Origin of the sequence: Streptomyces sp. NPDC041068 (assembly GCF_040647455.1) — a bacterium.
Taxonomy (GTDB): domain Bacteria; phylum Actinomycetota; class Actinomycetes; order Streptomycetales; family Streptomycetaceae; genus Streptomyces.
The window spans coordinates 525,898-539,572 of the sequence record NZ_JBEZCG010000002.1 but is presented as its reverse complement, the minus strand read 5'-3'; the positions used below and the strand labels follow the sequence as shown (position 1 = coordinate 539,572).

Annotated in this window: 12 protein-coding genes and 2 tRNA genes; 4 read left to right on the top strand and 10 right to left on the bottom strand. The window is 71.4% G+C overall.

Annotated features, from left to right (window positions below; translation table 11 throughout):
- Window positions 1-9: 9 nt before the first annotated feature.
- From AB0B50_RS06230 to AB0B50_RS06205, 6 genes are all read right to left on the bottom strand, one after another.
- Window positions 10-85: transfer RNA gene (locus tag AB0B50_RS06230), tRNA-Trp, on the bottom strand.
- Window positions 86-125: 40 nt separating this feature from the next.
- On the bottom strand, window positions 126-1,307 hold the full coding sequence (locus AB0B50_RS06225; protein ID WP_362326365.1) for a ribonuclease inhibitor: 1,182 nt from the start codon (window positions 1,305-1,307) through the stop codon (window positions 126-128).
- On the bottom strand, window positions 1,304-2,644 hold the full coding sequence (locus AB0B50_RS06220) for an SDR family oxidoreductase (protein WP_362326871.1): 1,341 nt from the start codon (window positions 2,642-2,644) through the stop codon (window positions 1,304-1,306). The genes AB0B50_RS06225 and AB0B50_RS06220 overlap by 4 nt, the downstream gene beginning before the upstream one ends.
- A gap of 27 nt (window positions 2,645-2,671) precedes the next feature.
- Window positions 2,672-2,743 (bottom strand) — tRNA-Ala (locus tag AB0B50_RS06215).
- A gap of 89 nt (window positions 2,744-2,832) precedes the next feature.
- Window positions 2,833-3,162 carry an AzlD domain-containing protein gene (locus AB0B50_RS06210; RefSeq protein WP_362326362.1) on the bottom strand — a complete coding sequence of 110 codons (330 nt, stop codon included), beginning with the start codon at window positions 3,160-3,162 and terminating at the stop codon, window positions 2,833-2,835.
- Window positions 3,155-3,799, bottom strand: coding sequence for an AzlC family ABC transporter permease (locus AB0B50_RS06205; RefSeq protein WP_362326868.1), 645 nt, complete (start codon window positions 3,797-3,799; stop codon window positions 3,155-3,157). The genes AB0B50_RS06210 and AB0B50_RS06205 overlap by 8 nt, the downstream gene beginning before the upstream one ends.
- A gap of 167 nt (window positions 3,800-3,966) precedes the next feature.
- On the opposite strand from AB0B50_RS06205, the gene AB0B50_RS06200 reads away from it, so the two are divergent.
- Both AB0B50_RS06200 and AB0B50_RS06195 read left to right on the top strand, forming a co-directional pair.
- Window positions 3,967-4,425 (top strand): Lrp/AsnC family transcriptional regulator, encoded by a 459-nt coding sequence (locus AB0B50_RS06200; RefSeq protein ID WP_362326359.1) that lies wholly within the window; start codon window positions 3,967-3,969, stop codon window positions 4,423-4,425.
- 62 nt (window positions 4,426-4,487) lie between these two features.
- Window positions 4,488-6,965 (top strand): hypothetical protein, encoded by a 2,478-nt coding sequence (locus tag AB0B50_RS06195; protein ID WP_362326356.1) that lies wholly within the window; start codon window positions 4,488-4,490, stop codon window positions 6,963-6,965.
- 151 nt (window positions 6,966-7,116) lie between these two features.
- On the opposite strand, the gene AB0B50_RS06190 is transcribed toward AB0B50_RS06195, so the two are convergent.
- Both AB0B50_RS06190 and AB0B50_RS06185 read right to left on the bottom strand, forming a co-directional pair.
- Window positions 7,117-7,365: a WhiB family transcriptional regulator gene (locus tag AB0B50_RS06190; RefSeq protein ID WP_362326353.1), complete on the bottom strand. Its 249-nt coding sequence runs from the start codon at window positions 7,363-7,365 to the stop codon at window positions 7,117-7,119.
- Window positions 7,366-7,561: 196 nt separating this feature from the next.
- Window positions 7,562-8,365 (bottom strand): VOC family protein, encoded by an 804-nt coding sequence (locus tag AB0B50_RS06185; RefSeq protein WP_362326350.1) that lies wholly within the window; start codon window positions 8,363-8,365, stop codon window positions 7,562-7,564.
- A 235-nt stretch (window positions 8,366-8,600) separates the two neighbouring features.
- Between AB0B50_RS06185 and AB0B50_RS06180 the strand changes: the two genes are divergently transcribed.
- On the top strand, window positions 8,601-9,836 hold the full coding sequence (locus AB0B50_RS06180; RefSeq protein ID WP_362326348.1) for a glycoside hydrolase family 64 protein: 1,236 nt from the start codon (window positions 8,601-8,603) through the stop codon (window positions 9,834-9,836).
- A 71-nt stretch (window positions 9,837-9,907) separates the two neighbouring features.
- Here the strand turns inward: AB0B50_RS06180 and AB0B50_RS06175 are convergent, their stop codons facing one another.
- A complete protein-coding gene (locus tag AB0B50_RS06175) occupies window positions 9,908-10,939 on the bottom strand; it encodes a LacI family DNA-binding transcriptional regulator (RefSeq protein WP_362326345.1) in 1,032 nt (343 codons plus the stop codon).
- A 102-nt stretch (window positions 10,940-11,041) separates the two neighbouring features.
- Between AB0B50_RS06175 and AB0B50_RS06170 the strand changes: the two genes are divergently transcribed.
- A complete protein-coding gene (locus AB0B50_RS06170; RefSeq protein WP_362326343.1) occupies window positions 11,042-12,517 on the top strand; it encodes a hypothetical protein in 1,476 nt (491 codons plus the stop codon).
- Between the two features lie 52 nt (window positions 12,518-12,569).
- Here the strand turns inward: AB0B50_RS06170 and AB0B50_RS06165 are convergent, their stop codons facing one another.
- On the bottom strand, window positions 12,570-13,592 hold the full coding sequence (locus AB0B50_RS06165; protein WP_362326865.1) for a multicopper oxidase domain-containing protein: 1,023 nt from the start codon (window positions 13,590-13,592) through the stop codon (window positions 12,570-12,572).
- Window positions 13,593-13,675: the final 83 nt, after the last annotated feature.

Below are 13,675 nucleotides of genomic sequence, written 5' to 3'. Positions count from 1 at the left end.
CAAGGGGGGGGCGGGGCGGCTGGGATCGAACCAGCGTGTTCCGGTTTTGGAGACCGGCGCGACTGCCTCTGCGCTACGACCCCGCCCCTTGGGAGAGATCGTACGTGCCCTTCGGGGCGGCGGTCTCAGCGGTGGACGCTCCGCACCGCCGCCACATCACGCGGGACCTCCGGCTCGGGCACGGCCGCACTGAACGCCGCGAGGCGGCGCTTGACGCTCGCCGCGATGCCCTGTCCGAGCACGAACCGCGTGGGCGTGCGCGCCAGTTGAGCCGTGTCGAGGAGCCGGTGGGCCTCACGGCTGCGCATCCCGGTGTGCGTGAGCACCAGGTGGGCCAGGCGGTGTTCGCCCGCGGCGAGCGATGCCGCGACGGCGGTGGCGGCCTCGTCGTCGACGCGGTTGTCCGCGGCTCCGAGGACTCCGGCGGCGCGCACCCGGCCGAGGTCGAGCAGCTCCACTCCCGCGGCCACCGCGGCGGCGACGAGCCGGGCCGCCGCGCGCGGCCCGATGCCGTTGCTGGCCACGGACAGCCGGACCAGCGCGCCGTGCGGCGCCCGTTCCAGGGCGTCGGCAAGGAGCAGCGCACCCGCGTCACCCAACTGCGCGGCCGATACGTACAGTTCATTCACCGCGCCCCCGGCGACCAGCTCAGCGAGCGGCGCCGCTCCGGCCGCGCCCAGCGGATTGCCGCCCAGGAACACGCGCTCGACGCGCCGCCCCGTGTCGGCCGCCGCCAGGAGAGCGTCGGTGAGGACCGCGGCCCCGGCCGTGTCCAGGCCGGTCTGGACGAGATCGAGGGTGCGCAACGTCGTTACGGAGTAGAGCAGTTCGGCCGCCGCGCGGCCACCCGCCGAGCCCAGCGGGTTGCGCTTGAGCCAGACGCCCGTCACGACCTGCGGCGAGGCGCGCAGCTGGTCCGCGATGCGGCAGGCGCCGCCCGCGGTGATGCCGTTGCAGCCGAGGTAGAGCGTCTCGATGCGGGCCGCGCCCGCCGTGCCGGTCACGTCCGCCGCGCCCGCGTCACCGAGGCCGTCCGTGCCGAGCAGCAAGTGACGTACGGGAGGGGCTCCTTGGGCATCGCGGAGCGCATCGGCCACCAGGGCGGCGCCCCGCGCGCCCAGCGCCTGCTTGCACAGGTCGAGCCGTCCGTCGGGGAGCGCCGTGCCCGCCGTGAAGTCAAGGCGTTCCCCCGCGGGGCGGCCGCCCCTCAACCAGTTGAGCAGTGGGGCCAGTTCAGCCACGGGGCGGGGCACGACATGCGGCACTCCGGCGGAGAGGCTCTCGCCGGCGGAGACGTCCTCGCTCACCACTGCGCCTCCCGGTAGTCCTTGAGGAAGACCCCCGAGACGGGCGCGCCGGCCTCGCCGCGCACGATGGGGTCGTAGATCCGGGCGGCGCCGTCCACGACGTCGAGCGGCGTGCGGAAGCCACCGTCCGCGATGCGGCCCTTCTTGGGCGCGGGGTTCTCGTCCGTGATCCAGCCGGTGTCGACGGCGCACATGTGCACGCCCTGCTCGGCGAGTTCGGCGGCGCTGGTGCGGGTGAGCATGTTGAGGGCGGCCTTCGCCATGTTCGTGTGGGGGTGCCCGGCCGTCTTGTTGCGCACGGCGAAGCGGCCCTCCACCGCCGTCACGTTCACGATGTACGTGCGGGGGCGCGGCGAAGCGAGCAGCAGGGGCAGCAGGCGGTCGCAGAGCAGGGCCGGGGCGAGCGCGTTGACCAGCTGGGTCTCCAGGATCTCGGCGGGGTCGAGGCCACCGAGCCGGGCCGACCAGGAGTTCTCCGGCGAGGGGTCGGGGAGCAGCCCCGCCTCGTCGGCGTCGCGCAGGACCAGGGCGAGCGCGCCCTGCCCCGCGGAGCCCTCGGCGGTGCGCATCGGGCGGAACCCGGGGGCGCTGCGGGCGAGCGCGGGCAGTTGCGCCGCCTCCCCCGCCGCGAGGGCCGCGTACGACTCGGGCGGCCGCCTGACCGTCTGCGCCGCGTTGTTGACCAGGATGTCGAGCGGCCTGCCGTCCTGGCGCAACTCCTCGCACAGGCCGAGGACTTGGCGCGGGTCGCGCAGATCGACGGCGAGCACCGTGAGACGGTCGAGCCACTGCTTGCTGCCCTCCACCGCGCGGAAGCGCCGCTCGGTGTCGTGCGGGAAGCGGCTGCTGACCAGGAGCTCCGCGCCGTCGCGCAGCATCATCAGGGCCAGCTGGAAGCCGATCTTCACACGGCCGCCGGTGAGCAGCGCACGGCGCCCGCGCAGATCGGTGGCGAGCGCACGCCGGGAGCGGTTGTCGCCCGCGCAGTCGGGACAGAGCCGGTGGTAGAAGGAGTCGACCTGTCGATACGACGCCTTGCAGACATAGCAGGGGCGGGGGCGCAGGAAGACGCCGCCTTCGCCCTCGGCGGCCAGGGGCGCGTCCTCGCGGCGGTCGCCCGCGCCGGTCGCGGTGGCGGCCATGACGGCCGCGTCGGCGGCGGACAGTTCGGCCCCGCGCGCCTTGCGCCTGCGCAGCCGTCCGTCGCGGGCGAAGGAGGCGGCGACCTGCTCGGCCCGCAGCCGCACCGGGTCGTCGACGGGGAGCTCCCGCAGCCTGCCGACCACGTCGTGGAAGACCGCGAGGTCCGTCTCGCTGATCCCGCCGCTCTCGCCCATGTTCTCGCCCCGCATGTTCCGTGCCCGTGGTCCCGGCCGGATTCGAACCGGCGTATCCGCCATGCCATAGCGGTGAGTCTGCCTCTGCTCTACAGGACCTCGCGCCGCATGCCCCGCGTGCGCCCCCGGAGCGTATCCAGAGCCTCGCCCCCGTGTCGCATCGAATTTCCCGGGCGGCGCCCTCCGCCTCAGTGGGCGAAGACGGCGCTGGCCAGGACCACGTGGACGGCGGTGCCGCCGAGAATGCTCAACAGCGCGTTGCGGCGCCAGAGATGGAGGCCGACGGTGACGGCGAGGGCCGTCACCGGGGCCAGGGCGGACACCCCCGCGAAGGGGAGGTCGCGCAGGCAGTAGACGACGAGGATCACCATGACGCCGGCGGGCATGCGGGCGGCGAGGTACTGGACGGTGCCGCTCTCGCGCAGCGGGGCGAGGGCGGCGAAGGGCAGGGCGCGCAGCGCCCAGGTGACGGCGGCGGTGACGAGGACCGCGGCGATGGCGTACCTGGCGTCAGGCATGGCTCGGCGTCCTCCGGGTGGCCAGGTGGCGGGCCAGGAGCCCGAGGGTGAACAGGGCGAAGGCGGCCAGAAGCAGCTCGCCGGGAAAGACAAGGCGGGCGAACAGGGCGCTGAACAGGGCGAGTACGGGTGTGGGCAGATCACCGCGCAGATCCCGTACGGCGTCGACGGCGAGCACGGTGAACAGGGCGGTCAACGCGAAGTCCAGGCCCGTGACGCTGTCGGGGATCAGCGAGCCGAGCAGCGCGCCGGCGATCGAGCCGACCACCCAGTACAGATGCAGGAGGAGCTGCAGCCCGAGGATGCGCCGACCCGGCCAGGAGCGGGCCTGCTCCCCCGAGGTCAGGGCGAACGCCTCGTCGCTGAGCGCGAAGGTGCCGTACGCCTTGCCGACCCGCCCCCGGACGCGGTGCAGCGGGTAGGACAGCGCGTAGAACACGTGCCGGACGTTCACCATGAAGGCGGTCGCGGCGATCGAGGCCAGCGGGGCGACGGCGGCGACCATGCCGATGAGCAGGAACTCGAACGAGCCCGCGTAGACGAGCGCGGCGGACAGGCCCGCCCACCACCAGTCGAGCCCGGACTGGGTGACAAGGGCCCCGAAGGCGAGACCGAGCGGCAGGAACGCGAGCCCCACCGATGCGGTGTCCCCTAGCGCGGTCCGCACCCCTGAAAGGGGACGTGCAGGTGGGGCAGGGGTGGACACAGGGGGATCGCCGACAACGGGTGGTGCTATGTGCATGCCGACATTTTATGAAGATCCACGCCTAATTTGATTGCTGATAGTGGCTCTATGATGACCCCGTGAGCAATGCAATTCGCCTAGATGCGCTGGACCACGAAATTTTGTTTCATCTGCGCCAGGACGGCCGTCTCACCAACGTCGAGCTGGCCAAACGCGTCGGCCTGACCGCGCCTCCCTGTCTGCGCCGGGTCAAACGCCTGGAGGAGGCGGGCGTCATCGCCGGCTATCACGCCGTCATCGACACCGCGGCACTCGGGCGCGGTCTCGAAGTCCTCATCGACGTCGAGGTCAGCGCCAACGACCGCGACACGTACCTGGAGTTCGAGGAGGTCGTGGCCTCCTACGAGGAAGTGATAGAGGTTCGGCGCATGTTCGGCCGCCCCGACTACTTCATCCGCGTCGCGGTCGCCGACCACGCCGCCTACGAGGCCTTTCTCACCGGCAAGCTCACCGGCCTCCCCTGTGTCCTGCGCGTCGACTCGCACCTGACGATGAAAACGGTCAAGCCGGGACCCTGACCGAGTTACCCGATTTACGAACGCCTCTCTCGGTGCAACTGTGGGCACCAGGGGTGGAACCCATGGCACAGACCCATGAGTGGATGTTCTACGAGGTCATGTGGCGCGGCTGGGCGGGGCGGGCGCAGGTGCCCTACCCCGTGCCGTGGTGGGCGCAGCAGGCCTTCCGGCGCTGGAGCGACGACTTCGACACCGGGACGTACGAATCGAAGGAGGCCGCCCTGGCCTCCAACGCCCTGTACCGCTACTGGCACATGGTGGGCGTGAAGGACCACCGCCAGGAGTCCCTGATCGGCCAGGCCGGCGAGATCGAGCCGGTCTACGACAAGTACTGCCTGTCCTTCTTCCTCCACGACCCGGCGACGGGCGCCCTCCACATGCCGCAGCTCACCGAGGGCGGCACCGTCGGACAGCGCATGGAGGCCCCGCATCTGCCGGTGGTCCTCACCGACTTCCGCACGCCGGACGGCGTCGAGTTCGTCCAGCGCACCTTCGCCACGACGATCGGCGCGCGGCAGCGGGACCTCGTGGTGACCCGCGTGACGGTGGGCACCGCGACCGGGCGGCCGCGCGAGGGCTGGCTCTGCGCGGCGGTGATGCCCGCGGGGCCGAGCGGCTTCCAGCGGCACGACCGCAACGGCCGTCAGATCACCGACCGGAGGCTGACGTTCCTGCGGCATCTGCCGGAGGAGAACCGGGTGGAGACGAACAGCGGCTGGGGCCCGGTGTTCGACACCGAAACGCCGCCCGAGCACTACGGCGTCTACGGCAACCCCGACTTCAGCCACGATCCGAACACCTATCTGACGCACAACCCGTTCCACGACCTGGTCGTGGGCGGCAAGCTGAACGGCGCGCGGCAGGCGCAGGACCAGGTGGCGGGGTTGTGCAGCGCGGTGTTCGCGTGGCCCTTCACGGTCGTCGACGACAACGTGTTCGAGGTGGACGTGCGGCTGCCCGTCGATCTGTACAGCGGGGCCGCCGACCTGGCCGAGATCAGGGCGACCCCGGCGGACGAACTGGAGGCCGCCAACCGGCGGTTCTGGACGGGCAAGCTGGTCGACCAGGGCCTGCAGCCCCACCTTCCGCGACCCGTCGCGCACTTGACGGACCTGTTCCGCGAGTCCCGCTCGCAGCTGCTCGTCCTCTCCGACCACGGCGAGATCCATCCGGGCCCGACGGTGTACGACTCGTTCTGGATCCGCGACTCCTCGGTGGAGTCCACGGCCTGCTCGCTGGTCGGCGACCAGGCGCTCGCCGAGCGCCAGTTGGGCACGCACTACCCGCTGAAGTTCAACCGCGGAACCGGCAGGATCGGCCCGTGCGCCGAGTACGGCTTCTACGGCGGCCCGCACGAGCGGGACGACCGGGAGTGGGACAGCAACGGCCAGGCCCTGTGGGCGATCGGCCGCTTCGACCGGACGAAGGGACGCGCCGCCGCGTTCGGCGCGAAGCTCTACACGCCGTACGTGATCGACGGCGCCCGGTGGCTGCGCGACAACCGCGACCAGTACGGCCTGCTGCACAGCGGCTGGAGCGCCGAGCATCTGGGCGAGCGCGACAAGCCGCACTACTGGGACGACCTGTGGGCGCTCGCCGGTCTGTACGAGTCGGCGCGGCTCGCGGAGCGCATCGGCTCGCCGGACGTGCCCGAACTGTGGGCCGCCTTCGACGACGTCAAGCGCGCCACCGCGGCCTCGATCCGCTGGGTCCTTGAGGAGCAGCGCAGGCGCGGCGCCTGGGAGACGTACATCCCGACCGGGCCCGCCGACGTCGGGCGCCTCGACTCGACGATGATCGGCGCGGCGGCGTTCTTCCATCCGCTGCGGCTGCACATGGGCAGCAAACTGGGCACGGACATCGACCGGGCGGCACGGTTCACGCTCGACACCATGTACGCCCACTTCGTGTCCGGCGGCTATCGGCACGAGGCCGCCTGGAACGCCTACGGGCCGTATCTGACCACGCAGTTGGCGCACGCGTATCTGCTCGCGGGCGATCCGGTACGGATGGACGCACTCCTCGGCTGGATCGTCGGGGCGTCCTTCCCGCGTACGCAGGAGCGGGCGGTGGCGCTCGGCGCGTGGAACGAGCAGCACGCCTTCAGCATCGCTTCGGACTTCCGCGAAGTGCCGTCACGGCACTGGTACATGGGCGACATCCCGCACGGCTGGGCCGCCGCCGAGTATCTGCTCCTGCTCCGCGACATCCTGCTCTTCGAGGCGGACGAGGACCGCGACCCGCATGTGTACATCGCGCCGGGCGTGCGTCCGCACTGGGTGCCTGACGGGGACACGGTGGCCGTGGAGTCCGCGCCGACGCTGTTCGGTGCCCCCTTCGGCTACCGGCTCACGCATGGCGCGGGGAACCGGACCGTGACGGTGGAGGTCACCGAGGCCCCGGAGCGGGTGCGGTACGTCTACCCCTGCCGGTTCGGTCAGGTGCGGTCCGCGTCGGCGGACGGGCGCGAGCTGCCGGTCTCCGGCGACGACGTCCATGTCCCGGCGGGGACGAGGCGGTTCACGGTGACGTACGGCTGAGGGCCGACGCGCCAGGATGCCGTGAAGGCCCGTGAGCCCGGACTCCCCCGCAGGGTCCGGGCTCACGGGCTCGCTCGTGGCAGGCGCTCGAAGACTCAGTGAATCGGAGCGCCTGCAGCTCACTGGCTCAGAGGCCCGCCGGCTCAACGGTTCAGGCACGCGGTTCGCGTCTGAGGGCGTACCGCTCCTTTTCGGAGAGGCCGCCCCAGACGCCGAACCGCTCGTCGTTGGCGAGTGCGTACTCCAGGCAGGCCGGGCGCATCTCGCACATCTGACAGATGCTCTTCGCCTCGCGCACCGAGCTTCCGGGCTCCGGGAAGAAGAAATCAGCTCCGGTCTGGGCGCACAGGGCCTGCTCCTGCCAGGCGAGTTCGGGCTCGGCTGTCATCTCGATCTGCATGCCGCCGATGCTGCACCACCGCACGAAACAAGCGATCAACGAACGATCAACAACCGTCCGGTCGGCGTTTCGCGACCGGTCCGCCCGCGGCGAGGCCCCGCTGAGACTGCCCCACGGGCGACGCCCCCAAACCGTCCGGCCATCATCCGTGCGGCCATCAACCGTCCGACGGCGATCCGCCCGACCGGCCCGAAGCCTACGCCTCCATCGGCTCGCCGGGAGGCGACGGCTGCAGCACCGCGAAGCGCGCGCCCGCGGGGTCCGCGAGCTTGGCGAAGCGGCCCACACCCGCCATCGAGATGGGCTCCATCCGCACGGTGCCTCCACTGCGGCGCGCCTTGGCGACCGCCTCGTCGCAGTCCTCCACCTGGAAGTACGGGAGCCAGTACGCCCCCGCGCCCGCCTCTGAGGGGTCGCTGGCGAGCGGCACGACGCCGCCGAACATGTCGTCCTCGGTGCCGTCCGCCGGATGCACCATGGTGTAGCTGCCGCCGGGGAAGGACGACTCGGAGGTGCCCCAGCCGAACACGGAGCCGTAGAACGCGACGGCCTGGGGGACGTCCGGGGTGTAGAGCTCGGTCCAGACCAGCGAGCCCGGTTCGTTCACCACATCAAGACCCTTGAGCTGCCCTTGCTGCCAGACGGAGAAAGGAACCCCGGCGGAGTCGGTGATACCCGCCATGCGGCCGAGGTCGCCGACGTCCACCGCCTCGTACAGCGTGCCGCCGCCGGCCTGTTCGGCCGCCTTCACCGTGCCGTCCACGTCCGGGGTGCGGAAGTAGACCGTCCAGCTCGGTGGGGCGTCTTCCGCGGGGATGGCCATCGCGCCCGCCGCGGTCCGGCCGCCGAGCCGATACTGGCTGTAGCCGCCGAACTCCTCGCCGCCCTGCTGGAGCTCCCAGCCGAACAGCTCTTGGTAGAAGCCGCGGACGTCCCCGAGGTCGGGTGCACACATGTCCACCCAGACCGGAGTGCCCGTGACGAAACGGGTATTGAGCATGATCGACTCCTTTGTCGCATCTCTCTTCCGTCCTCCCGAGTCTGGCACCCGCCACTGACAATCCGCCCGCCGTGCCCAGAACTCCCCTCCCACGTCGCCATTTCATGAACGGACAACATTTCTGAGAGCGCTCTCAGCCATAAGTCTTGACGCCACATTCACCCGCCGCAACAGTGGTGCACCACCCCCGCACCCCCACCCCACCCCCCACACTCCACCGCGCAGGAGACCTTCCGTGATATCGCGACGAACGTTCCTGACCACCGCCGCCGGCGCCGCGGGCGCCCTCACCTATCCCGTCTGGGGGAGCGCTCTCAGCCCCGGCGCCCGTGCGGGCGGCAGGGCCGCGCCCGCCACCTGCGAGCTGGCCCTCGCGAACAAGTCGCTCCCCGGCCAGGTGCACGCCTACGTCACCGGGCACGAGCAGGGCACCGACCGCTGGGTGCTGCTCAAGCCCGACGGCGGGGTCTACCGCCCCGACTCCCCCTCGGCGCCGCAGACCCCGCTGCCCGTCGACTGCGCCATCCCGCTCGGCGCCGCCGGTTCGGCGCCCAAGGTGCTGACGCTGCCTCAGATGTACGGCGCCCGCGTCTACTTCGTACGCGACGACAAGCTCGACTTCTTCCTCAACCCGGGCCCCGCCCTGGTCGAGCCCGCCTTCGCGACCCGCGAGGACCCCAACTACGGCCGCACCTGGTCGTTCTGCGAGTTCACCTTCAACCCTCAGCAGCTCTACGCCAACATCAGTTACGTCGACCTCGTCACCGCCCTGCCCATCGGGCTGACCCTGGAGGGCGACGGCACGCACACCGTCGCCCCGTTGCCCGACGGCGCCGTCGACAAGATCGCCTCGGACCTCGCCGCGCAGGCGGCCAAGGACGGGCAGCCGTGGGACGACCTGGTCATCCGGGGCGACGGCGGCGTCCTGCGGGTCATCTCGCCGCAGAACCTCATGGCGCCGTACTTCGACAGGCCCGACCAGATGCCGTTCCGCGACGTGTGGAACGGCTACATCGACCAGGTGTGGGACAAGTACCGCTCGACGGACCTCAAGATCGATCTCCAGGGCGGCCGCGGCGTGTTCACCGGGCGCGTCAGCGGCGACGTCCTCACGTTCAACGGCGGACACTCCTTCACCAAGCCGACCTCGAAGGACATCTTCACCTGCAACCACGGCCCCTTCGCCAACAACCCGAACGACCCCGACGACAAGAAGGGCCTCCTCGCCAGGCTCGCCGCCGGCTTCAACCGCAGCATCATGCTCACCCACCCCGAGCAGCCGAACGGCGCGACCTCGGCGGACTACTACCGGGACGCGGTGACCAACCACTGGTCACGCGTGGTGCACGCCAACTCCCCCATCGGGTACGCGTTTCCGTACGACGACGTGCGCCCCGACGGGCAGCCGGACGTGTCGGGAGCCGCGCACGACGGGAATCCGCGGCGGTTCACGGTGAGTGTGGGTTCCTAGCCGACGGTCGGCCGAAGCCGTGCCCCCCCGGTCGCGGAGCCGGGGGGGGCGGAGCCGCTGGACCAGACCCGTTATGCCGACACCCTGCGCACCAGAGCCGTCGGCAGGACCACCTGCGCGGGACCGGAACCGGCGCCCTCCTCGCCTCTGCCGCGCAGGATCATGCGGGCCATCAACCGGCCCATCTCCTCGATGTCCTGACGGACCGTCGTCAGCGGCGGCTCGGCCCCCTCCGCCACCGGCAGCATGTCGTCGAAGCCCACCACCGCCACGTCGTCCGGCACCCGCCTGCCCCGCTCACGCAGCACGCGGAGGGCGCCGGACGCGGACAGGTCGTTGGCGGCGAAGACGGCATCCACCTCCGGTACACGGTCCAGGAGTTCCCGCATCGCGCGCTCCCCGCCCGCCGGGGTGAAGTCCCCCTCGGCGATCAGCCGCGGATCCACGTCGCCCAGCACGTCACGGAAGCCGTCGAGGCGGTCGACCGCGGACGTCTGGTCGAGGGGTCCCGTGATGTGCGCGACGCGCTCACGGCCGAGGCCGACCAAGTGGCGCACCGCCTCGCGGGCCCCGCCGCGGTTGTCGCAGTCGACGTACGGCGCACCCGGCCCGCCGGACTCCTCCTCCGGCCAGCCCGGCCTCCCGCCGAACACGGTGGGCAGCCCCGCGCGCCGGATGATGCCGGGCAGCGGGTCGTCGAGGTGCAGCGAGAAGACGAGCGCGCCGTCGACGTGACCGCCCGCGAGATAGCGTCCGACCCGCTCGTGGTCGTCCCGCCCCTCGGTGAGCAGCAGTACGAGCTGCACGTCCTGCGCCGTCAACTCCTTGCTTATGCCCCGCAGTTGCAGTGCGAAGAACGGGTCGGCGAAGACCCTCGTCTCCGGTTCCGCGATCACCACGGCGACCGCGTCGTGGCGCCGGGTCACCAGGCTGCGCGCGGCGCGGTTGGGGACGTAGCCGAGCTCGTCGACCGCGTGTCTCACCTTCTCCGCGAGCGCCTCCCGCACGCCGGGATCGCCGTTGACGACACGGGAGACGGTGGCCCTGGAGACCCCGGCACGTGCGGCCACGGCCTCCAGGGTGGGACGCGGTTCCTCGGTCACCTTCGCTCACTCCTCCCTGACGGTGTCTGGGGGCATCCTTCCGTACCGGCCGCGCAGGGGGTCCGGCGAGGGCGGTTCGGTCCTGCGCCTACGCTGCCTCCCATGTTCAAGAAGCGGAGAGAGCGCAAGCAGGCCGAACTCCACGAGCAGCTGGCCGGGGCCCTGCGGGACCCGGACACGGCGGTCCGCGCCAAGGCGGCGACCACCGCCGCGGAGTCGGCCCGGTTGGAGTGGGCGCTGCGCGAGCTGGCGCAGGCCGTGGCGCGCGAGCCGTGGACGGACGACTTCGACGAGACCGTGGTGGACGGCTTCGCCGTGACCCTGCGACGCGACCCCGCCGTCCGCGAGCGCGCGGAGCGGATCATCACGGAGCACCTCACCGACCCGGAAGGCTTCCTGCGGGCGTGGACCGGCTTCGTGGCGGAGATCGGCGGGCCCCCGGCCCTCGGGGACATCGGCGAGGACCTCCGCGACGACATGCGGGAGCGTCTCACGTATCTGCGCGGGGAGGGCTGGACCCCCGAGGGCCCCGACGGGTTCGGGCGTCCCGGCACCTTCGCGCGCGACCTGGCGTTCGACCTCGCGGTGATGCTGGCCTCGCTCGTGCTGCGCCGCAACGAGCCGCTGTCCGCGGCCGAGACCGAGCAGGTGCGGACCGGGATGCGCGCCGCCCTCGCCGAGGCGCTGCCCCTGGCCCCGGGCGGCACGGAGCGCGCCAAGGCCCTGGGCGCCCTCACCAAGCCGCCCCAGGACGGCTCCTGGACCGAGCACGCGCGCGTGGGCGTCATGGTCGACGAGGCTCTGGAGATGTGCGCCGACGCCGATCAGGACCGGATGGCCCTCGGCATCGAGACGCTCTCCCTGATCCTGCTGCTCGACGGCGTGTTCCGGTACGGCCCCGTGAAAAAGACCCTGGACCGCTTGGCCGGAGGAGAGCCCGACGCCCTCGTCCTGCGCGAGGTGCTGTCCTGCTACGACTACCTCCACACGCACAAGCCCCTGGACGAACCGCCGCTCGCACTGTTCCTGGAGGGGCTGCGGCACGCGGACGTGGGAGTGCGCAAGGCCGCCGTCGAAGGGCTCAACCCGATGGCCGAGGGGTCCCCCGCGGAGAAGGAGGCCGTGGACGGGCTCGTCGACCGGCTGGAACACGACGAGGACACCGCGGTGCGCGAGAGCGCCGCCAGGACGCTCGTCGGCCTCGACTGCGCCGAGGAGGGCAACGCCCTGGCCGCCTCCGACGCCCTGGAGCGCTCCGCCGACTCACCGGTCCCCGCGCTCCGCGCGCTCTCCCTGCGGGACGCCCTCCGCCGCGGCATTCCCGACGCGTACGACCGCATCCTCCACGAGCTCGAATCCCCCGACCCGCACTGGGAGTTCGTGTGGGGCTTGGCCGACTTCCTCGACGGCGAGATCCCTCTGCCCGACGACATCCGCCCCCGCCTGATCGAACGACTGGAGCGCCTGAGCACATCCGGCTGGACAGGACGCTGCGACGACCCGGACGGCTACCCCGACGCGGAGGACCGGGCCGAGAAGCTGCCCGAGCTGCTGAAGCGGCTGCGCGCCGAAGGCTAGGGGCTAAGGGCTAGGGGCTAAGGGCTAAGGGCTAAGGGCTAAGGGCTAAGGGCTAGTGATGGTCGTGACCCGACGTCCCCGACTTCTCGGAGCCTTTGGTGCTGCCCTTCGCCTCCCCCGCGTGGTGCGGCTCATAGTCCGGAATCGTCCCGTCCGGCTTCTTGACCAGGAAGAGTCCCGCCATCCCCATGTCCGAGTGGCTCTGGACATGGCAGTGGTACATCCAGGCCCCGGCGCCCACCCCCTCGCCCGCGATCACCTGGAAGCCGAAGGAGTCCCCCGGGCCCGTGATCTTGTCGTCGAGGATCTGGCTCGGGTCGTCGGGGCCCGCCAGCATGCCCGTGCGGTTGTCCGCCCAGCGATGACCGTGCACATGGAACGTGTGGTAATACTCGCCGTGCGTGATCGACACGAATTCGACCCGATCCCCCACCGTGGCCTCGAAGTTGGGGGTGTCGTGGCCCGCCTTGTTGTTGATCGTCATGTCGTTGAAGACGATGGTGAAGGTCTTGTCCGGCAGCAGGTCGCCCTTGCGCCGCACGATCAGTGCGCCGTAGAGGCCCTTGCGCACGCCTCCGGTGCCGTGGTCGGTGCCGACCACGTGGTCGTGGTAGTGCCAGTAGCCCGCGGTGCCGGGCCGCCACGTGCCGTCCTTGCGGCGCCCCGGGGCGTGCGTGCGCCAGGTGTAGGTGCGCTTGCCGCCCGGCTCGACATGGCTCTTCGTGTGCCGGGTGCCGTCGCTGGAGATCTCGTAGTCCATGCCGTGGACGTGCAGGCTGGCGTCCACGTCCATCGTGTTCTCGAACTCGATATGCAGGGTGTCGCCCTCGTTCAACTCGATGAGCGGGCCCGGTATGGAGGCCTTGCCCTTCTCCAGGCCGTAGCCCATCCGCCCGTCCGGGAGCTTCTCCGCGTACATCTTGATGCGCTTCACCTCGCCGCCCGCGGGGGCCGTCTTCGGCGGCGCCTCGGCCGTGCGCGCGTCGGGCGCGTTCGCGAGCGACAACGATGTCACACCGGCTGCCGCCGCCGCGCCGCCCGCGAGCATCCTCCGGTTGAAGCTCCGTCTGTCCATGCCGGTCCTGTCCGTACCGGCCCTGCCCGTACCGGCCCTGTCCATGCCGCGTCCATCCATGCCGAACTCCCCACTGCGGTACG

Coding starts and splice junctions, on each gene's coding strand:
- AB0B50_RS06170 (WP_362326343.1), top strand. CDS start 11,042: ATGTTCAAGAAGCGGAGAGAGCGCAAGCAGGCCGAACTCCACGAGCAG.
- AB0B50_RS06195 (WP_362326356.1), top strand. CDS start 4,488: ATGGCACAGACCCATGAGTGGATGTTCTACGAGGTCATGTGGCGCGGC.
- AB0B50_RS06190 (WP_362326353.1), bottom strand. CDS start 7,365: ATGCAGATCGAGATGACAGCCGAGCCCGAACTCGCCTGGCAGGAGCAG.
- AB0B50_RS06220 (WP_362326871.1), bottom strand. CDS start 2,644: ATGGGCGAGAGCGGCGGGATCAGCGAGACGGACCTCGCGGTCTTCCAC.
- AB0B50_RS06185 (WP_362326350.1), bottom strand. CDS start 8,365: ATGCTCAATACCCGTTTCGTCACGGGCACTCCGGTCTGGGTGGACATG.
- AB0B50_RS06210 (WP_362326362.1), bottom strand. CDS start 3,162: ATGCCTGACGCCAGGTACGCCATCGCCGCGGTCCTCGTCACCGCCGCC.
- AB0B50_RS06165 (WP_362326865.1), bottom strand. CDS start 13,592: ATGGACAGACGGAGCTTCAACCGGAGGATGCTCGCGGGCGGCGCGGCG.